This is a genomic window from Sphingomonas jeddahensis (assembly GCF_001981525.1).
In the GTDB taxonomy this organism is placed as follows: Bacteria; Pseudomonadota; Alphaproteobacteria; order Sphingomonadales; family Sphingomonadaceae; genus Sphingomonas; species Sphingomonas jeddahensis.
Genome location: NZ_MPSB01000001.1, coordinates 160,992 through 180,723, shown reverse-complemented (window position 1 = coordinate 180,723; position 19,732 = coordinate 160,992). Strand labels below are relative to the sequence as shown.

General features: G+C 64.0%; 15 protein-coding genes and 1 pseudogene. 4 read left to right on the top strand and 12 right to left on the bottom strand.

The window, feature by feature from the left end; translation table 11 throughout:
* Window positions 1-104 precede the first annotated feature (104 nt).
* The 3 genes from SPHI_RS00755 to SPHI_RS00745 are packed head-to-tail and all read right to left on the bottom strand — an operon-like array spanning window position 105 to window position 1,529.
* Window positions 105-539: a hypothetical protein gene (locus SPHI_RS00755; protein ID WP_076742982.1), complete on the bottom strand. Its 435-nt coding sequence runs from the start codon at window positions 537-539 to the stop codon at window positions 105-107.
* Window positions 536-1,285: a prepilin peptidase gene (locus SPHI_RS00750; protein WP_076742981.1), complete on the bottom strand. Its 750-nt coding sequence runs from the start codon at window positions 1,283-1,285 to the stop codon at window positions 536-538. Before SPHI_RS00750 ends, SPHI_RS00755 begins: the two co-directional genes overlap by 4 nt.
* Window positions 1,278-1,529 (bottom strand): hypothetical protein, encoded by a 252-nt coding sequence (locus tag SPHI_RS00745; RefSeq protein ID WP_233130570.1) that lies wholly within the window; start codon window positions 1,527-1,529, stop codon window positions 1,278-1,280. Before SPHI_RS00745 ends, SPHI_RS00750 begins: the two co-directional genes overlap by 8 nt.
* Window positions 1,530-1,621: 92 nt before the next feature.
* Here SPHI_RS00745 and SPHI_RS00740 point away from each other — a divergent pair, with 92 nt between their 5' ends.
* From SPHI_RS00740 to SPHI_RS00725, 4 genes are all read left to right on the top strand, one after another.
* A complete protein-coding gene (locus tag SPHI_RS00740; RefSeq protein ID WP_076742980.1) occupies window positions 1,622-2,806 on the top strand; it encodes an acetyl-CoA C-acyltransferase in 1,185 nt (394 codons plus the stop codon).
* A gap of 5 nt (window positions 2,807-2,811) precedes the next feature.
* Window positions 2,812-3,567: a polyphosphate kinase 2 gene (gene ppk2, locus SPHI_RS00735; protein ID WP_076742979.1), complete on the top strand. Its 756-nt coding sequence runs from the start codon at window positions 2,812-2,814 to the stop codon at window positions 3,565-3,567.
* Window positions 3,568-3,646: 79 nt separating this feature from the next.
* Complete coding sequence (locus SPHI_RS00730) at window positions 3,647-5,467, top strand: flavin-containing monooxygenase (protein WP_076742978.1); 1,821 nt, start codon at window positions 3,647-3,649, stop codon at window positions 5,465-5,467.
* Window positions 5,468-5,639: 172 nt separating this feature from the next.
* Complete coding sequence (locus tag SPHI_RS00725) at window positions 5,640-6,764, top strand: zinc-binding dehydrogenase (RefSeq protein ID WP_076742977.1); 1,125 nt, start codon at window positions 5,640-5,642, stop codon at window positions 6,762-6,764.
* 11 nt (window positions 6,765-6,775) lie between these two features.
* Here the strand turns inward: SPHI_RS00725 and SPHI_RS00720 are convergent.
* From SPHI_RS00720 to SPHI_RS00680, 9 genes and pseudogenes are all read right to left on the bottom strand, one after another.
* A pseudogene (locus SPHI_RS00720) lies at window positions 6,776-8,493 on the bottom strand (glycogen debranching protein).
* Between the two features lie 103 nt (window positions 8,494-8,596).
* Window positions 8,597-10,216 (bottom strand): alpha-D-glucose phosphate-specific phosphoglucomutase, encoded by a 1,620-nt coding sequence (locus SPHI_RS00715; RefSeq protein ID WP_076742976.1) that lies wholly within the window; start codon window positions 10,214-10,216, stop codon window positions 8,597-8,599.
* The gene (gene glgA / locus SPHI_RS00710; protein WP_076742975.1) at window positions 10,213-11,646 is read right to left on the bottom strand and encodes a glycogen synthase GlgA; all 1,434 of its coding nucleotides are present in this window, start codon (window positions 11,644-11,646) and stop codon (window positions 10,213-10,215) included. Before glgA ends, SPHI_RS00715 begins: the two co-directional genes overlap by 4 nt.
* Window positions 11,647-11,653: 7 nt before the next feature.
* Window positions 11,654-12,919, bottom strand: coding sequence for a glucose-1-phosphate adenylyltransferase (gene glgC, locus SPHI_RS00705; RefSeq protein WP_076742974.1), 1,266 nt, complete (start codon window positions 12,917-12,919; stop codon window positions 11,654-11,656).
* Between the two features lie 123 nt (window positions 12,920-13,042).
* Complete coding sequence (glgB, locus tag SPHI_RS00700; protein WP_076742973.1) at window positions 13,043-15,196, bottom strand: 1,4-alpha-glucan branching protein GlgB; 2,154 nt, start codon at window positions 15,194-15,196, stop codon at window positions 13,043-13,045.
* Window positions 15,193-17,619: a glycogen/starch/alpha-glucan phosphorylase gene (locus SPHI_RS00695; protein WP_076742972.1), complete on the bottom strand. Its 2,427-nt coding sequence runs from the start codon at window positions 17,617-17,619 to the stop codon at window positions 15,193-15,195. Before SPHI_RS00695 ends, glgB begins: the two co-directional genes overlap by 4 nt.
* Before the next feature lie 66 nt (window positions 17,620-17,685).
* Complete coding sequence (locus SPHI_RS00690) at window positions 17,686-18,039, bottom strand: HesB/IscA family protein (RefSeq protein ID WP_076742971.1); 354 nt, start codon at window positions 18,037-18,039, stop codon at window positions 17,686-17,688.
* The gene (locus SPHI_RS00685; protein WP_076742970.1) at window positions 18,039-18,497 is read right to left on the bottom strand and encodes an SUF system Fe-S cluster assembly protein; all 459 of its coding nucleotides are present in this window, start codon (window positions 18,495-18,497) and stop codon (window positions 18,039-18,041) included. Before SPHI_RS00685 ends, SPHI_RS00690 begins: the two co-directional genes overlap by 1 nt.
* Window positions 18,494-19,705, bottom strand: a complete 1,212-nt coding sequence (locus SPHI_RS00680; protein ID WP_076742969.1) for a cysteine desulfurase — start codon at window positions 19,703-19,705, stop codon at window positions 18,494-18,496. The genes SPHI_RS00685 and SPHI_RS00680 overlap by 4 nt, the downstream gene beginning before the upstream one ends.
* Window positions 19,706-19,732: the final 27 nt, after the last annotated feature.

Genomic DNA, 19,732 nt, shown 5'->3' with positions numbered 1-19,732 from the left:
CATCTCGTCACCCCGGACTTGATCCCGGGGGCCCGTTATTTCGTCATCAGCGAGAAAAAACTGGTCTCCGGGTCAAGCTCGGCCAGACAGAAAGCGAACGGCTATCACGCCGCACACCCGATCAGCCCCGCCACCGGCAGCACGATCGTATCCTTCCCCGTCCGGTCGATACGCAGCGTTCCACGTTCCACCACTGCCCCTTGTGACAGGTCCTTGCGCGTCTGCACCGTCATGTCGAGCGTCGCGGTGACATCGCCGCCGCGATATTCGGTCGTCGCGCCAAAGCCATAGCCGACGCTTCCGGTCTGCGATCCGCGCGCGTAATCGCCTGGTTTGCCGTCCACCGCGATCCGCAACGTGCCCGGTGCGGCGCTCGCCATCGCCACAAACGTGCGCGACTTGCCGGCGCTGAACAGATAGGCCGCGCACCCTTGCCCGGGCATCGACTGGCGCTCGAGGCCGCCGATCGGCAGGCCATCGATCGACTCCGGCGGTTTGGGCGGATCCGCGGCCGCCAGGGCGAGAAGCAACGCGATCATGATCCGAACTCTACCATGAGCAGCAGCGCCGGGTAAGCCGCGACGGCAAGATACGTCCCGAACGGCGCGGCATCGTCACGCGCCACCGCCCGGCCTGTCGTCAGCCGCCACGCCACGATCCCCAGCCCCACGAGCGCCGCGATCAGCAGCACGGGCGGCAGCATCCGCCACCCGAGCCACAGGCCGATCGCCCCGAACAGCTTGGGATCGGCCCCGCCCAGCCCCTCCTGCCCGCGCAGGCGGTGGTAGGCGAAGCCAATCAGCCACAAGGATCCGAAACCTGCCGCCCCGCCGATCAACCGCTCGGTAAGCGGCGGCGGCAGCACCAGCGCTGCCAGCACGCCGCCGATGGCAAGAATGGCGACGAGCGGGTCCGGAATCCACATCTCGGTCGCATCCAGCGTAGCGACCAGCACCAGCAACCAGCCGAACGCCGCCACGACGATCCCGGCGGGCTCAGGCAACACCACACCCGCGGCAAGCCCCACCAGCGCACAGGCCGCTTCCACCTGCCCGTGCAACGGCGCGATCGGCACACCGCAGCAACGTGCCCTGCCGCGCAGCAGCAGGGCGGAAGCCAGCGGAATCAGGTCACCCGCGCGGATCGGCGCACCGCAATTGTCGCACATCGATCGCCCGGCAACCGAGGAGCGGCCGGCCGGCCAACGGATTGCAACTGTCGCAAGGAAGCTGCCGAGGATCGCACCAAGGAACCCGAGCGCGATTGGCCAGAAAAGGTCAGACACCCTTCTTTCGTATCAGATATCGATACACGCCGAACAGGTTGATCCCGAACAGGACGACGTTCTGGGTTCCAAGCGCCCAATCGCCCGTCATCGCCGCGCCGCTGATCCAGCAGATCGATGATCCGACGAATAGTACGAAGCCCCAGCCAGTCACTCGGCGGCCGAGGTCCAGCGAAACCATGAAAGCGGCAATCATGCCGCTGATCGAAGCCGCCCATTTGAGCACGTCGATGAGTGAGTCCATCGCCGCCTAACGCAATCCGCGACCCTTTGTATTCGCGAAACTTCGTGACTAGATCGTCATCAATAAGATTTCTTCCGCGGAGCAGCATTTCCATGGCCACCGACCCCGTCGTCATTCTTTCCTATGCCCGCACGCCGATGGGCGGCATGCAGGGCGCGCTCGCCGATGTTTCCGCGACTGACCTCGGCGCCACGGCGGTGAAAGCTGCGGTCGAACGCGCCGGTGTGGACGGCGCTGATGTCGAGCGCATCTACATGGGCTGCGTGCTCCCCGCCGGGCTCGGCCAGGCGCCGGCGCGTCAGGCGGCGATCAAGGCCGGGCTGCCCAAGTCGGTGCAGGCGACGACGGTCAACAAGGTCTGCGGATCGGGCATGCAGACGGTGATCATGGGCGCCGAGGCGATTGCCGCCGGCTCCGCCGACCTGATCGTCGCGGGCGGCATGGAGAGCATGACCAACGCCCCGTACATCCTCAAGAAGCACCGCTCGGGCGCGCGCATCGGCCACGATACGGCCTATGACCACATGTTCCTCGACGGGCTTGAGGATGCCTATGAAGTGGGCCGTGCGATGGGCACGTTCGCGCAGGATACCGCCAACGAATATCAGCTGACCCGCCAGGCGCAGGATGATTATTCGATCGAGTCGCTGCGCCGCGCGCAGCAAGCGATCAAGTCGGGCGCTTTTGTGGAGGAAATCGTCCCGGTGACCGTCGCGACCCGAAAGGGCGAGGTGGTGGTCGACACCGACGAAGCACCCGGTCGCGGCATGCCGGACAAGATCCCGACGCTGAAGCCCGCCTTCGCGAAGGACGGCACGATCACTGCCGCGACCAGCTCCTCGATTTCCGATGGCGCCGCCGCGCTGGTGCTGACCAAAGCAAGCATTGCCGAAGCAAAGGGGCAAAAGCCGGTCGCCCGGATCGTCGCGCATTCCGCGCACGCACAGGAACCCGCCGCCTTCACCACCGCTCCCGTCGGTGCGATTGAGAAACTGCTCGAAAAGGCGGGCTGGTCGATCGACGATGTCGATCTGTTCGAGATCAACGAGGCGTTCGCCTGCGTCGCGATGTTCGCGATGCGCGATCTCGGCATTCCGCATGACAAGATCAACGTCCACGGCGGCGCAACCGCGCTCGGCCACCCGATCGGCGCCTCGGGCGCGCGGATCATCACCACTCTGATCGCCGCGCTCAAGCATCACGGCAAAAAGCGTGGTATTGCAAGCCTTTGCATCGGCGGCGGCGAAGCCACCGCCGTTGCCGTCGAGCTGGTCTGAACCCCGTGAAAGACGATCATGAGCGTGAAGATCGAGAACTTCAGCTCGCCCTCGTCCGCTACCAGCAATGGGCAGCGGACAGCGGCGCTCGCGCGGTCGTCGTGCTCGAAGGGCGTGATACGGCCGGCAAGGATGGCGCGATCCGCACGATCACGCGGCATCTAGCGGTGCGCCAGACCCGCGTGGTCGCGCTTCCGAAGCCGACCGACCGGGAACGCTCGCAATGGTACTTCCAGCGCTACGTGACTCACCTGCCCGCCGCGGGCGAACTCGTGATCTTCAACCGCAGCTGGTACAATCGCGCCGGCGTTGAGGTGGTGAACGGCTTCTCCAGCGCGGAGGAGCAAGAACGTTTCCTCGCCGACGTGCCGGGCTTCGAGGCGATGCTGATCGGTGACGGCATCCGGCTAGTGAAGCTGTGGCTCGACATCTCGCGCGAGGAGCAGGCAGCACGGCTCGAGTCGCGCCGCACGGATCCCTTGAAGGCGTTGAAGATCTCGCCGCTCGATGCGGTGGCTCAGGACAAGTGGGACGATTACACTGTGGCGCGCGATACGATGCTGACCCGCACCAGCACGCCCGCGGCTCTGTGGACTTGCGTCCGCGGCGACCACAAAAGGCGCGCACGCCGCGCGATGATCCGCCACCTGTTGCGTGAACTCGCGCCGAAGGAGATCGCCGGCCGGATCGACGCGCCTGATCCGGAGACGCTATTCACCTTCGAAGCAAGCGCGATCGGAGACGGTCGGCTGGAACGCTGACGCCGTAACTTTCGCTTTCTCTCCGCCATATGACAAGTCATAATGCGTTCCAATAAAAAGCAGGAACGAGGAGAGGCAGATGACGCTCGAGTCGCAGGCGATCCATGATGCGCCCGATGCCAAGTTGGCGTTCGATCCCCAGGCACTAAAGGCCAAGTACCTGGCGGAACGCGACAAGCGCCTGCGCACCGACGCCAACGAGCAATATGTCGAAATGGCGGGCAAGTTCGCCCATTATCTCGAAGACCCATACATCGAGGCACCGATCGATCGCGGGCCGCTGACCGACGAGAAAGAGGTCGTGGTGATCGGTGGCGGCTTCGGCGGTCTGCTCGCCGGTGCCAAGCTGCGCGAGGCCGGGATCGAAGATGTCCGACTGATCGAGAAGGGCGGCGAGTTCGGCGGCACGTGGTATTGGAACCGTTACCCCGGCGCGGCATGCGATATCGAAAGCTACGTCTATCTGCCGCTGCTGGAGGAAACCGGCTTCGTTCCCGAACGCAAATACAGCCAGGGACCGGAAATTCGCGCCTATTCCCGTCGCATCGCCGAGCGTTTCGATCTCTATCGCGACGTGCTGTTCCAGACCGAAGTCACCGACATGGCCTGGGATGAGGAAACACGGCGCTGGACTGTCTTCACCAACCGCGGCGACGCGATCCGGGCGCGCTTCGTGGTCATGGCGAACGGCCCGCTGCATCGCCCCAAATTGCCCGGCATCCCTGGCATCGAGGAGTTTGAAGGGCACACGTTCCACACTAGCCGCTGGGACTATGCCTATACCGGCGGCGACCAGAACGGCGGGCTCGACAAGCTCGGCGACAAAGTGGTCGGCATCATCGGCACCGGGGCGACAGCGGTGCAGTGCGTGCCGCATCTCGGCGCGGCGTCGAAGCAGCTCTACGTCTTCCAGCGCACTCCCTCGTCGATCGATGTGCGCGGCGATCGCCCGACCGACAGCGAATGGGCGCAGTCGCTCACGCCCGGCTGGCACCAGCATCGCATGGAAAATTTCAACACCCTTGTCTCCGGCGGATGGGCGGACGAGGATCTGGTCAACGACGGTTGGACTGACATCATTCGTAACCTCGGCATCATCGCGCGCATGAAGGCGCTGAAGAGCGGCGTGGAGAACCCCGACGATCTGGTTCAGCTCGCCGATTTCCAGAAGATGGAATCGATCCGCGCCCGCGTCGATGATGTGGTGCAGGACAAGGCGACCGCCGACGCGCTCAAGCCCTGGTACAACCAATTCTGCAAGCGCCCGTGCTTCCATGACGATTATCTGGCGACGTTCAACCGCCCCAACGTTACATTGGTCGATACCAATGGTCAGGGCGTAGAGAGGATCACCAAGAATGGCGTGGTGGTCGCGGGCAAGGAGTATAAGCTCGATTGCTTGATCTTCGGCACCGGCTTCGAGGTCGGCACCAGCTACGCGCGGCGCGCGGGCTATGACGTGCGTGGCGTTGGTGGGCGTACACTCGAGGAGAAATGGGTGGACGGCGGCAAGACGCTGCACGGCATGACAGTCAACGGCTTCCCCAACATGTTCATCTTCTCGGTGGTCCAGTCGGGCTTTACCGCCAATTATCCGCACGCGTTGCTCGAACAGGCGGGTCATGCCGCGCACATTATCGGCGAGGCGATGCGGTCGCAAAAGTCGCGGGTGGAGCCTACCCAAGAAGCGGAGGAGGCTTGGACGCAGGAGATCCTTTCCGCCGTGCTCGACCGGCGCAAGTTCCTCGAGGAATGCACACCGGGCTATTATAACGGAGAGGGTCAGCTAAGCCCGAAGGCCGCTAGCTTCTCCAGCTACGGCAAGGGGCCGGTCGCTTTCTTCAACACGATCAAGGCTTGGCGCGATGAAGGCTGTATGAGGGGCATGACGCTGGACTAAATCAGCGCACTCCTAGCTGGTGCCCCGCTGGTGCTAAGTCAGTGGAAGCACGTGCCGCTCGTGAGGATCCTTGTCCCACGCCGTTAGACTAGCTCGAGGGGCACGCGAGTTCTTTTGGGTCGACATGGCTGCTTCACTCCCGCACAGCCTCGGGCAAACGAGAGGAGCCTTCATGACCGGTCTGCCCACCACCCACCGCCGCCTCGTCTCTACCGTCACCACGGACGGCCAGGTTCGCCTTTCGCTCCAGAACGTGCCGCTTCCGACACCGGGGGATGACGAGGTCGTCGTCCGCGTAGAAGCGAGCCCAATAAATCCGTCGGACCTGGGCGTGCTCCTCGCGCTTACCGAAGGCACCGCGTTCGAGCGTGATGGCGACGCCGCCGTTGCGCGGCTTTCGCCGCCGGTGCAGCGAGCCCTTTCGGCACGCGCAGGGATCGATCTGCCGGTCGGCAACGAAGGTGCCGGCGTCGTGGTCGCGGCAGGCGCATCGGACGCGGCACAGGCACTGCTCGGCAAAACGGTGGCGCTCGCCGGCGGCGGTTTCTATGCGCAATATCGCAAGGCACCGGCGGCCGCCTGCATGATCGTACCCGATGGAACCAGCGCCGAGGAAGGCGCCTCGTCCTACGTCAATCCGCTCACTGCGCTCGGCATGGTCGGCACGCTGAAGCGCGAGGGCTATAAGGGTCTGGTTCACACCGCTGCCGCATCGAACCTGGGCCAGATGCTGGTGAAGCTCTGCGCGGCAGATGGCATCCCGCTGGTCAACATCGTGCGCAGCGATGCGCAGGCGCAGCTGCTGCGTGACCTCGGGGCAGAGCATGTTGTTGACATGACCGCAGACGATTTCATGCCCAAGCTGATCGAGGCGATCGCCGCGACACAGGCGTTCCTCGCTTTCGACGCGGTCGGCGGTGGCAAGCTCGCAGGACAGATCCTGGCCGCAATGGAGCAGGCCGCGCTACGGACACAGAAGGTCGATGGGCCTTATGGCTCGCGGCAGATGAAACAGGTCTATGTCTATGGTGGCCTGTCCACCGCGCCTACCGAGTTCAACCGCGGATTCGGCATGCGCTGGCGGATGGGCGGTTGGCTGCTGACCTATTTCCTTGAGGATATCGGCGCGGCGGAAGCCAAGGCGCTGCGCGCCCGTGTGGCTGCGGAATTGAAGACGACGTTCGCCAGCAAGTACACCAAGCGCATCACGCTAGAAGATATGCTCGATGCCGAGATCATCGCCGCGTTCGGCAAGCGCGCGACTGGCGAGAAGTATCTGGTTTTACCGCAGCGCTGATCGCGAACCAGTCAGGAACTCAAGGTGACTGCGCGAGCGTTCCGGTCGATCCGAATGCTCGCGCCATCCTGGAGGCTCATGTCGAAGCCGGACGCATCAGCCCACATCCACGGCTCCATCGCGCAGCCGTCCAGCGCCTGCCACCGAAGGTCGTGCCGGATCAGTGGCTTAGATATTTCCGGATGCGCGCGCCGCCAAGCGGCGAGACTCGCGACATAGTCCTCCAGCTCCCGATCGCGCCCTGCCCAGTCGAGCCACGAGACCTCGTTGTCTTGGGCGTAGGCATTGTTGTTGCCACATTGGGTGCGGCCGAATTCGTCACCCGGGGCCAGCATGATCGTGCCGCGGGAGGCGAAAAGCGTGGCCAAAAGTGCGCGGACATCAGCGTCGCGTCCGAGACCCTCGACGCCCGCGTTCCAGCTCACCTCATCGGCATTGCCATCCCGGTTGTTTTCGCCATTCGCCTCGTTGTGGCGGCGCGCATAGGCGACAGCATCGGCGAGCGTGAAGCGTCGTGCGCCGCGACAAAGTTGACGCTTCTGGTGCGCTGATCGGCGAAAATGTCGGTCGAGCCGGAGATCCTTGTTGCCAAGTCGCCGGTTTTTCCGTCTCCTCGCCAGAACCGACGAACGTCGTCGCGAAACCGGTCGTTCCACTCCAGCCAGGTCGCTGGAAAGTTGCCAAGCTGGTAGCCGCCGGGCCCGACATCCCAGGGCTCGGCGATCACGATGCGATCCGCGAGCAGCGGATCAGCCCCAATCTCAGCGAAGATCGGGGCGTGCGGATCAAAGCCCGGCGCCCGGGCGAGGATGGGGGCAAGATCGAAGCGGAAGCCATCCACACCAGCCTGATCGACGAAGTGACGCAGCGTCGCCAGGGTCAGCGCGCGCACGGCGGGATTGCCGAAGTCGAATGTGTTGCCCGTGCCGGCATCATTGATCAGCTTGCCGTCTGGCGTCCTCGCGTACACCGCATCATCAAGCCCGCGGAACGACAAAGTGGGCCCATTCAGATCGCTCTCGCCGCTATGGTTGAAGACCAGATCGAGGATCGTGCCGATACCTGCCTCGCGAAGCGACGCGACGGTCGCGCGCAGTTCCGCCACACCGCCCGGGCACAGGCGCGGATCGAGCGCCATCGGCACGACGGGATTGTAGCCCCAGGCGTTCCGCAGGCCGAGCGGCGCGAGATGGCGTTCGTCAATCGACGCGACGATTGGCATGAGCTCTACGGCATCCACACCGATCTTCTGGAGGTGCGCGACGACGGCAGGATGCGCCAGCGCGCCTATCGTGCCCCGCAGCGCCTCCGGCACGTCGGGGTGTAGCAATGTGTAGCCGCGGACATTGATTTCGTAAATCAGTCCGCCCGGAAAGAATAGCGGCGGCGCTCGGTCCCATGAGGAGAATGGTCTGGCAATGACAGCTTTAGGCACAAAGGGCGCCGTTTCGATGCCACGCTCCCCCAGTCGCGGGTCGTAGGCGAATGGCCGGTCAAGATGCGTTGCATAGGGGTCGACGAGCAGCTTGGACGGATCGAATGGCGGCGGGCCATCGGCACGATAGGCATAGCGGGTGCCCTCAACGGCGGCGACCGTGGCAGTCCAGTCATCTCCATCGCGCACCAACGGGATTCGCGTCTCACGATCGTCGTTGTCGAACAGGCATAGCCAGACGGCAACGGCTTTGGGCGAACGCACGCGAAAGGCCCGCATCTCGGGATCGGTCATTGTAGGCGAGGCCGGGCTTCAGCGCAGCGCATCAGTCGCAACCGATCCGAGCGTTTGCCGCGATAACGTTCGTGATGGTCCCCGAGGTTTGAATCGCCGACCCTCACGTCACTACGTCAGGTTGCGTGCGGCCGGTGTGGCGAACAATTTCAGCGATCGCATCCGCAGCGGCCACGATTTCCGCTAGCATCTCCGCTGTATCAGCATCAAGGCGACCCGCAACCGGTTCGTACCGCTCCAGATACACCCGCAGCGTCGCACCGCTGGTTCCGGTGCCTGAAAGACGGAACACCACCCGACTGCCGCCGGCGAAGAGCACGCGCACGCCTTGCTTGCGGCTCACCGAACCGTCAGTCGGATCCTCATAGGCGAAGTCGTCCGCCGCCTCGACCGTTAACAGGCCGAAGCTTTGCCCCGGCAATTCGCCGAGCTTGCCCCGCAATTCCGTCATCAGCGCGTCAGCGGCGGCGCTGTCCACGCCCTCATAGTCGTGACGAGCATAATAATTGCGGCCGAACCTTCCCCAATGCTCATCGGCAATCTGCTTCACCGACTTGCCGGTCGCGGCGAGAATGTTGAGCCACAGCAGCACAGCCCAGAGACCGTCCTTCTCGCGGACGTGATCGGAGCCGGTGCCGGCGCTTTCTTCGCCGCAAATCGTCGCCATGCCGGCGTCGAGCAGATTGCCGAAGAACTTCCAGCCGGTCGGCGTTTCATACGCGGGAATGCCGAGCCCATCGGCCACACGATCGGCGGCGGCACTGGTCGGCATTGAGCGGGCAATGCCCTTCAGCCCGCCGGCGTAAGCGGGCGCCAGATGCGCGTTGGCGGCGAGCATCGCTAGACTGTCCGATGGCGTGATGAAGATCCCGCGACCGATGATGAGGTTGCGATCGCCATCACCGTCCGACGCCGCGCCGAAGTCCGGCGCGTGGGGGCTCATCATCAGATCGTACAGCTCGCGCGCATGGACGAGGTTCGGATCTGGATGATGACCGCCGAAATCCTCTAAAGGTGTGCCGTTGCGCACCGAGCCCTCAGCGAAACCGAGCCGACGCTCCAAAATCTCTTTGGCATAAGGGCCGGTCACGGCACTCATCGCATCAAAAGCCATCGTCAACTCGGCGCCACGTATGGCGGTGAAGTCGAACAGCGACTGCATAAGATCGGCATAGTCAGCGACGGAGTCGATAACCTCGATCACCATTTCGCCGATCTGACTTTCCCCGATCGCATCGAGGTCGATCGATGCCGCCGAAGCGATCCGATACTCATCAATTGACTTGGTCCGCGCATGGATGGCGTCGGTGACCTTCTCGGGCGCGGGGCCGCCATTGGCGATGTTGTACTTGATGCCGAAATCCTCGTCCGGCCCGCCCGGATTGTGGCTCGCCGAGAGCACCAGACCACCTATTGCACCGCGCTGGCGGATGATGTTCGATGCGGCGGGTGTGGAGAGGATGCCGCCCTGCCCCACCACCACGCGGCCGAAGCCGTTCGCGGCGGCCATGCGGATCGCCTTGTCGATCACCTCGCGATTGAGGAAGCGACCATCACCGCCGATCACCAGCGTCGCTCCCTGCTTGCCCTTCACCACGTCGAACACCGACTGGATGAAGTTTTCGGCGTAATGGGCCTGCTGGAAAACCTTCACCTTCTTGCGCAGGCCCGACGTGCCCGGCTTTTGGTCCGTGAAAGGCGTGGTCGCCACCGTCTCGATCATGCCTCAATCAAACTCCGATAAAGCGCGGCATAGGCTGCCCCGCTCGTCCGCCAGGAAAAGTCCGCCCCCATGCCGCGCTGCTGAATGCAACGCCACCGGGCCGCATTGGCATAAAGATCGGTCGCACGACGCAAAGCGTAGGTCAGAGACTCGTGCGTGGCACCGTCGAACTGAATGCCAGTCGCGACCCCTGCGGCAAGCGCAGCGGCATTGGCGTCGATGATCGTATCCGCCAGGCCACCGGTGCGAGCGACGATTGGCACGCAGCCATAGGCCAAGCCGTAAAGCTGGGTCAGCCCGCACGGCTCGAACCGCGAGGGGATAATGATCGCGTCAGCGCCGCCTTGCAGCAGGTGCGACAGGGGTTCGTCATAGCCGATGCGCACGCCGATGCGGCTTGGATGGCGATCGGCAGCAGCGCGGAACGCCTGCTCCAGCGCAACATCGCCCGAGCCAAGCAGCGCGAGCCGCCCGCCCATGCCGACCAGAGCGTCGAGCGCACCGGCGAGCACGTCCATGCCCTTTTGCCACGTCAGGCGCGTGATGACGGTGAACAAAGGGCCATCATCCTCGTCCAGCGCAAAGGCGCGCTCGACCACACGTTTGTTTTCGGCGCGGCGTGCGAGCGTATCGGCGGAATAGCGGGCGGCGAGCGCCGGATCCGCTTGCGGGTTCCAGACTGCGGGATCGATACCGTTGACGATGCCGAAGACACTGTCGGCACGCGTGGCGACCAGTCCTTCCAGGCCCATGCCGAATTCGGGGCGGATGATCTCCCGCGCGTACGTGGGACTGACGGTGGTGATCGCGTCGGCTGCTTCCAGTCCCGCCTTCAGATATCCGACGCCGCCGTAATATTCGACACCGTTCAGCGCCCAGGCTTCCGGCGGCAAATCGAGATAAGGAAAGATGTCGCCGCCGAACTGGCCCTGAAAGGCGATGTTGTGGACGGTCATCACCGATTTGACCGGTGCGGCAGCATAGCGCAGGTATGGCGGTGCAAGACCGGCCTGCCAATCATGCGCATGGAGCAGATCAAAGGAGAACCCTTTCACCGCACCGTTGGCGATCTCCGCAGCGGCGTAAGCGAAAGCAGCGAAACGGCGCCAGTTGTCCGGCCAGTCGCCGCCAGTGGAGGCGGCATATAGCCCGCCTTCGCGCGCGAACATGCCGGGGGCGTCGAGCACCAGCAAGGGATGGCCGGCGAGATTGCCGGACATGAGCCGCGCCTCACCGCCGCCGAGCAGGTTCGGCCATTGGTGGATCGGCTTGGCATCGGCAACCTTCACCACACCGGGATAGCCGGGCAGGAACGTCGTCATTTCAATGCCGTGCGGCTTCAGCGCGGCGGGCAGCGCACCCACGACATCCGCCAGACCGCCCGTCTTGACGAGCGGATAGGCTTCCGAGGCAACGGAAAGAACCTTCACGGCGCGATCACAGCCGATCGATCATCGGGTTGGTGATCAGGCAGACGCCGCTGTCGGTGCGGCGAAACCGCTTGGCATCGAGGATCGGATCATCGCCGACCACCAGGCCATCCGGAATCTCCACCCCGCGATCGATCACCACCTTCCGCAACCGCGCGCCGCGGCCGATCTTCACGAAGGGCAGCACCACCGCTTCGTCGAGCATCGCGAAGCTGTGCGTCCGCACGCCCGTCGACAGCAGCGAGCGGTAGATTGAGGAGCCCGAGACGATGCAATCGCCCGACACGAGGCTCGCCACCGCGGAGCCACGGCGCCCATCGATGTCGTGGACGAACTTCGCCGGGGGGGTCAGCTCAGAAAAGGTCGAGATCGGCCATGTGCGATCGTAGAGGTCGAGCGCGGGCACCACATCGGTTAGATCGATATTGGCTTCCCAATAAGCGTCCACCGTCCCCACATCGCGCCAGTAGGCCGACGCCTCGTTCGAGGATCGAATGCACGAGTCGGTGAACTGGTGCGCCACCGCCTTGCCGTTCTTCACCAACCAGGGAACGATATCCTTGCCGAAATCACGGTTCGATCCAGGTGTTTCAGCATCGCGGCGCAGCTGATCGAATAACAGCGAGGTGTTGAAGACGTAGATGCCCATGGAGGCGAGCGCGATATCGGGCTTGCCGGGCATAGCGGGGGGGTCGGCGGGCTTCTCAACGAAATCGATGATGCGGCCGGTTTCATCGACGTGCATGACGCCGAAGCCGACTGCCTCCATCCGCGGCACTTCGAGACAGGCGACCGTTACATCGGCGCCGGAATCGCAATGCTGCTGGAGCATCAGCTCATAGTCCATCTTGTAGATGTGGTCGCCCGCGAGGATGACCATGAACTCTGGACCATAGCTTTCGATGATGTCGATGTTCTGGAAGACGGCGTCAGCGGTGCCTTCGTACCACTGGAACTCGCTGACGCGCTGCGACGCGGGCAGGATGTCGAAGCTTTCGTTGCGCTCCGGACGCAGGAAATTCCAGCCGCGTTGCAAGTGGCGGATCAGCGAGTGCGCCTTATACTGGGTGGCGACGCCGATGCGGCGGATGCCCGAGTTGATCGCATTCGACAGCGCAAAGTCGATGATCCGGCTCTTGCCGCCGAAATAGACCGCCGGCTTGGCGCGCGTGTCCGTCATCTCGTGCAGGCGGCTGCCGCGACCGCCGGCGAGCACATAGGCCATCGCATCGCGTGCGAGCGGCTGTCCCTTGCGGTGGTGGTGGTGATCCATCCTCTTAGTTCCTTCCTCCCCTCCCGCTTGCGGAAGGGGTCGGGGGTGGGCGTGCCCCGAGAGAATAGTTCGCTGGAGGAAAGCCCTACCCCCAGCCCCTCCCGCAAGCGGGAGGGGGAATTGTTACGCTTCAAACTCGAGCATGATCGTCGCCAGCGGGGGTAACGTGACCATCGCTGCTCCATCCTTCGCGACGACGCCGCCGAGATTACCGAGGCCCGACCCCCAATAATCACTCGCGTCCGAATTCAGGATCTCGCGCCAGCGCCCGTCATGCGGCAGCGGCACACGGTACGGCGCGCGCGCGACAGGCGTCATGTTGCAGATTACGGCAACCGGCTTGGCGCCTGGTGCCTTGCGCAGCCACACGAAGACGGAATTGGCGGCATCGTCGCTGACCAGCCATTCGAACCCTTCCGGCTCGCAATCGCGGGCGTACAGCGCCGGCGTCTCGCGGTAGATGCGGTTGAGGTCGCGGACGAGCTTGCGGATGCCAGCATGGGCGGTTGCGTCGCACAGGTGCCAATCGAGCGAGCGCTCCTCGCTCCACTCGGCACGCTGGGCGAATTCCTGCCCCATGAACAGCAGCTTCTTGCCGGGATAACCCCACATCAAGGCGTAATATGCGCGCAGATTGGCGAATTGCTGCCAGTCGTCGCCACTCATCTTGGTGAGCAGCGATCCCTTGCCGTGGACGACTTCATCATGACTTAGCGCGAGGACGTAGTTTTCGCTGAACGCATAGACTAAGCCGAAGGTGACATCATGATGATGGTGGCGCCGATGGACCGGCTCGCGGGCCATGTACTTCAGCGTATCGTGCATGAAGCCCATGTTCCACTTGAAGCCGAAGCCCAGTCCGCCGTGGTGGGCGGGATGGGTTACGCCCGGCCATGCGGTCGATTCCTCCGCCACGGTGAAGATGCCGGGATGAGCACCATAGACCGCGCGGTTCATCGACTGGAGGAAGGAGGCGGCCTCCCAATTCTCGCGCCCGCCTTCGGGGTTTGGGATCCACTCGCCGGCCTTGCGGCTGTAATCGCGGTACAGCATCGACGCGACCGCATCGACGCGCAAGCCATCAACATGATAACGCTCGGCCCAGAACAAAGCGTTGTTGACGAGGAACGCCGACACTTCGCGCCGACCAAAATTGTAGATCGCGGTGTTCCAATCGGGATGGTAGCCAAGCCGCGGATCTTCATGTTCGTAGAGCGCCGTGCCGTCGAAGCGTGCCAAACCATGCGCATCGGTCGGAAAGTGCGCCGGCACCCAATCGAGCAGCACGCCGACCCCGGCGCGGTGCGCGCCATCGACGAAGCGGGCGAAGCCCTCGACATCGCCGAAGCGTGCGGAGGGCGCATAGAGGCCGGTCGTCTGATAGCCCCACGACGGATCATAGGGGTGTTCGGAGATCGGCATGAACTCAATATGGGTGAACCCCATGTCGACCACATAGGGAATGAGCCGGTCGGCAAGCGCATCCCAGGTGAGAAACCAGCCGTTCTCGTCGCGATCCCACGAGCCGGCGTGCACCTCATAGATGCTCATCGGAACGCGGCGCGGATCGACGCCGGCCCAGGCGGCGCGGTGATCGGCATCGCCCCATTCGTGCTCGAAGGGGGTGGCGGTGATCGAGGCGGTGCTTGGCCTAAGCTCGGTGGCGAAGGCGAAGGGATCGGCCTTCAGCGGCTGAAGCTGACCGTCCGCGCCGATGATTTCGTATTTGTAATGCCGCCCGGCACCGATGTCCGGAATGAAAATTTCCCACACGCCGACATCGAGACGGCGCCGCATCAGGTGACGCGTACCGTCCCAATCGTTGAAGTCACCGACCACGGATACGCGCCGCGCATTGGGCGCCCAAACCGCGAAGTGAACGCCGCCCGCCCCCTCATGCTCGATGAGGTGCGCACCCATCTTGTCATGCAGGCGGAAGTGCGTGCCCTCGGCCATCAATAGATCGTCAACCGGGCCGAGCACGGGGCCGAAGGTATAAGGATCGGTGACCCACCATTCGGCCCCATAGCCCTGCGCGCGATAGCGCACCGGCTGGGGATCGCCCGCGACCTTGCCTTCAAACAGGCCACGCTCGTCGACCCGTTCGAGTAATCCCAGTTTCTCACCGGTGAGGCTGTGCGCTTCTACCGTTTCCGCGCCGGGGATCAGGGCGCGGGCAAAGGTGCCCTCAGGCCCGGCGTGGGTGCCGAGCAACGAGAATGGATCGTCATGACGCCCCGCCAGCAACGCGGTGATGGCGGAGCGCGACGGCTTCACATCACGCCCCAGATGTCGCGCGCATATTCCCCGATCGTGCGATCGGAAGAAAACCAGCCGACATTGGCGACATTACGGATTGCCGCCCCGCGCCAGCCATCCTTGTCCGCCCAACGCGCATCGACCGAGCGCTGTGCCGCCGCATAGCTGTCGAAATCCGCCGCGACCATGAACCAGTCGTGATCGTATAGCCCGTTCATTAGCCCCTGGTACCGCCCGGGATCGTCCGGCGAGAACACGCCGGATGCAATCGCGTTAACCGCCTGCTTCAGCTCCGCGCTGCCCTCGATCGCGTCGCGCGGGCGGTAGCCGTCGGCGCGCTTGGCGGCAACTTCATCGGCGGTCAGGCCGAAGATGATGATATTCTCGTCGCCGACATGATCCTTGATCTCGATATTCGCGCCGTCGAGCGTGCCGATCGTGAGCGCACCGTTGAGCGCGAACTTCATGTTGCCGGTGCCCGACGCCTCCATGCCGGCGGTGGAGATCTGTTCCGACAAATCGGCGGCGGGAATGATCCCCTCGGCCAGGCTAACGTTGTAATTGGGGACGAACGCGACCTTGAGCAGACCACCGACGGACGGATCGCTATTGATCCGCTTCGCCACGTCCGCCGCCAGTTTGATGATTAGCTTGGCATTATGGTAGCTTGACGCCGCCTTGCCGCCGAGCAGCTTCACTCGCGGCGTCCAGTCCTTTTCCGGATGGCTGCGGATCTGGTCGTACAGCGCCACCGTCTCGATGATGTTGAGCAGTTGGCGCTTATATTCGTGGATGCGTTTGATTTGGACATCGAACAGCGCATCGGGGTCAAGCGCCACCCCCATGCTCTCCTTGATATAGTTGGACAGTCCCACCTTGTTGGAACGCTTCACCGCGCCAAAACGCTCCCGGAACGATGCGTCGTTTGCAAAAGATTCTAGCGCCTTGAGCTTGCTCGCATCGTCCTGGAAATCGGGCCCGATCGCGTCGCGGATCAGCGCCGTTAGGCAAGGGTTGCACTCGAGCAGCCATCGCCGCGGGGTAATGCCGTTGGTCTTGTTGTTGATCCGATCTGGATAGAGCCGGTGGAGATCGGAGAAGACGGTCTGCTTCATCAGTTCCGTATGGAGCGCCGCGACGCCGTTGACGCTGTGGCTGCCGGCGAAGGCAAGGTTGGCCATGCGCACGCGCCGCTCGCCGCCTTCATCGATCAGGCTGATCGCCGCGATTGCCTGGTCGCCGATCCCGGCTGTGCGCCGCGCCTCGCGCAGCACCTTGGCGTTGATTGCGTAGATTAGTTGCATGTGCCGGGGCAGCAGCCGCTCGAAGAGCGGCAGCGGCCAGCTTTCCAGCGCCTCGGGCAACAAGGTGTGATTGGTATAGCCGAAGGCCCGGCGCGTGATGTCCCATGCCTCGTCAAACGACAGTTCGTGGTGATCGACCAGCAGGCGCATCAGCTCCGCCACGGATACGGCGGGGTGGGTATCGTTGAGCTGGATCGCCGCTTTGTCTGGTAGCGTGCGGATGTCCTTGAAATACTGGATGTGGCGGCGGACAATGTCCTGGATCGAGGCGGAGGAGAAGAAATACTCCTGCCGCAGACGCAGTTCCTGGCCGGCGCTGCTCGAATCCGAAGGATAAAGCACGCGGACCAGCGCTTCCGCCCGTGCCTGGCCGGCGAGCGCGCCGATGTGGTCGCCGGCGTTGAATGCATCGAGGCGGATTGGATCAAAGGCGCGCGCGCTCCACAGCCGAAGCGTGTTGACCCGCTTGCCGCGCCAGCCAACTACCGGCGTGTCGTAAGCGATCGCGTCCAGCGCCTCCGCCGGCTTCCAGCGCACCTGCCCCGTCTCGCTGCCGGTCACTTCGCCGCCGAAGCCGATGAAATAGGCGCTCTCGCGCCGCTCGAACTCCCATGGGTTGCCATGGGCGAGCCACGTCTCGGGCAGTTCCACCTGCCAGCCATCATCCAGCCGCTGGCGGAACATGCCGTTTACATAGCGGATGCCATAACCATAGGCCGGCAGATCCAGCGTCGCGAGGCTTTCCATGAAGCATGCCGCGAGCCGGCCAAGGCCACCGTTGCCGAGCGCGGCGTCGGGCTCGATCTCCTCGATCTCGGCCAAGTCGACGCCAAGCGACGCAAGCGCCTCCCCCACCTCTTCGTTGCGGCCGAGGTTTGAGAGCGCATCGCGAAGCAGGCGGCCGATGAGGAATTCGAGGCTGAGATAATAAACCCGCTTCGCCCCCGCGGCATGCGCGGCGCGGGTCGAGGCCATCCATTTGTGGATGATTTCGTCGCGCAGCGTCAGGATCGTCGCTTCAAGCCAATCGTGCTTGCGCGCGGCGCGCTCGTCCTTGCCGATACGGTGGATGAGGGTGTCGACGATCCGGTCGGCAAGCGCCGAACGGACGGTGGCGGGCGTGGCTTCGCTGGTCATCGTGACGCGAGCTTAACGACCCCCGCATCATTGGTCACGATGGATGCTGCATCGCAGCTTAGGAATTCAGACGGTGAAGCTCTCGCCGCAGCCGCATGCGCCCTTCGCATTGGGATTGTTGAACACGAAGCCGGCGGTGAAATCGTCCTCCACCCAATCCATTGTGGAGCCGATCAGGTACAGGATCGATCCGCCGTCGACGTAAAGCGTTCCGCCATCGGTCTCGATCTTCTCGTCGAACGGCTTGGCCTCGGTGACATAATCGACCGAATAAGCGAGACCTGAGCAGCCGCGGCGTGGCGTGGAGAGCTTCACGCCGATCGCACCGGCGGGCGCCTTGCTCATCAGATCGGCGACGCGCGCCTTTGCCGTATCGGTGAGGATCAGCGCGGCGGGGCGCGTGCGGGTGGCGGTGGTCATCACAACATCCCCAGTTCGAGCCGGGCTTCGTCAGACATCTTGGCCGGATCCCAGGGGGGATCCCAGACGAGGTTCACGTCGGCGATCGCGATGCCCGGCACCGAGCCGACGCGCAATTCCACCTCGCCCGGCATCGACTCCGCCACCGGGCAATGCGGCGTCGTCAGCGTCATGGTGACGACCGCATGGCCGCCATCGGTCACCTCGACATTATAGATCAGGCCGAGATCGTAGATGTTGACCGGGATTTCCGGATCGTAGATCTCCTTCAGCGACTCGATCACCGCTTCGTACAGCGCGCCGCCCGGTTCATGCGCCACGTCGCCTTGCGGCTGCTGCTTCAGGAAACCGTCGAGATAATCACGCTGGCGCGCTGGCGTTTCCACCGCATCCTCGACGCGGGCGCGCTTGGCCTGCGCCACTTCAACCACTTCTTCCACTCGGATCGAATCGCTCATCCGAAAATCCTCGTTACTCTCTCAATGCCCTTGACCAGCGCGTCCACGTCCTGCGGGCCGTTATAGACGCCGAAGCTGGCGCGTGCGGTCGCCTCAACCCCAAGCAGCTCCATCAGCGGCTGCGCGCAATGATGGCCGGCGCGGATCGCGACCTTTGCCTCGTCCAAGATGGTGCCGATGTCGTGTGGATGCACCCCTTGAATCGCAAAAGACACGATCCCGGCGCTGTCCTCGGGCCCGAACAGGCGAACCGAATTGATGCCGGCGAGCGCCTCGCGGGTGCGGGCGACCAGCGCCGTCTCGTGCGCATGGATGCGATCGAGGCCGATCGCCTCGACATAGTCGATCGCGGCGTGAAGCCCGAGCGCACCGACAATGTGCGGCGTACCGGCCTCGAAACGGGTCGGCGGCGGGGCGTAGGTGGTCTTTGCGAAGGTGACGCGGTCGATCATCGATCCGCCACCCTGGTACGGCGGCATGGCGTCGAGCAGGTCGGCCTTGGCCCAGAGCACGCCGATGCCGGTCGGGCCGTAGAGCTTGTGGCCGGAGAAGACGTAGAAGTCGCAATCGAGATCGGCAACATCGACCGGCAGCCGCGGCACCGCCTGGCAACCATCAATGAGGATCTTCGCGCCCACCTCATGCGCGAGGGCGGCCGCGCGCTTCGCGTCGAGGACGGAGCCGAGCACGTTGGAGACATGCCCCAGCGCGACCAGCTTGTGCTCGGGGCGCAGCATAGCGGCCATGGCGTCGAGATCGATGCGGTGATCGGCAGTCAGCGGGACGACGTCGATTGCGGCGCCGACGCGCTCGGCGGCCATCTGCCACGGCACGATGTTGCTGTGATGCTCGAGCGCGGAGAGCAGGATGCGGTCGCCCGCCTTTAACTGCATGCCGGCCCAGCATTGCGCGACCAGGTTGATCGCCTCGGTCGCGCCGCGGACGAACACGACCTCGTTCTCGGCGCCGTTGATAAAGCGGGCGACAGCACGGCGTGCGGCTTCATAGGCGAGCGTCATGTCGGCCGAGCGCTGATATACGCCGCGGTGAACGGTGGCATAGGTCTCGCCATAGCCGCGGGTGATCGCGTCGATTACCAAGCGCGGCTTCTGCGCCGTCGCGGCAGTGTCGAGATAGGCCCAGCCTTCGGGAATCGCGGGGAAATCCGCGACCACGTCGAGCGGGCGCGCGGTGGTGAGGACGGTCATGCGGCCTCGCGAATGTTGTCAATGTTG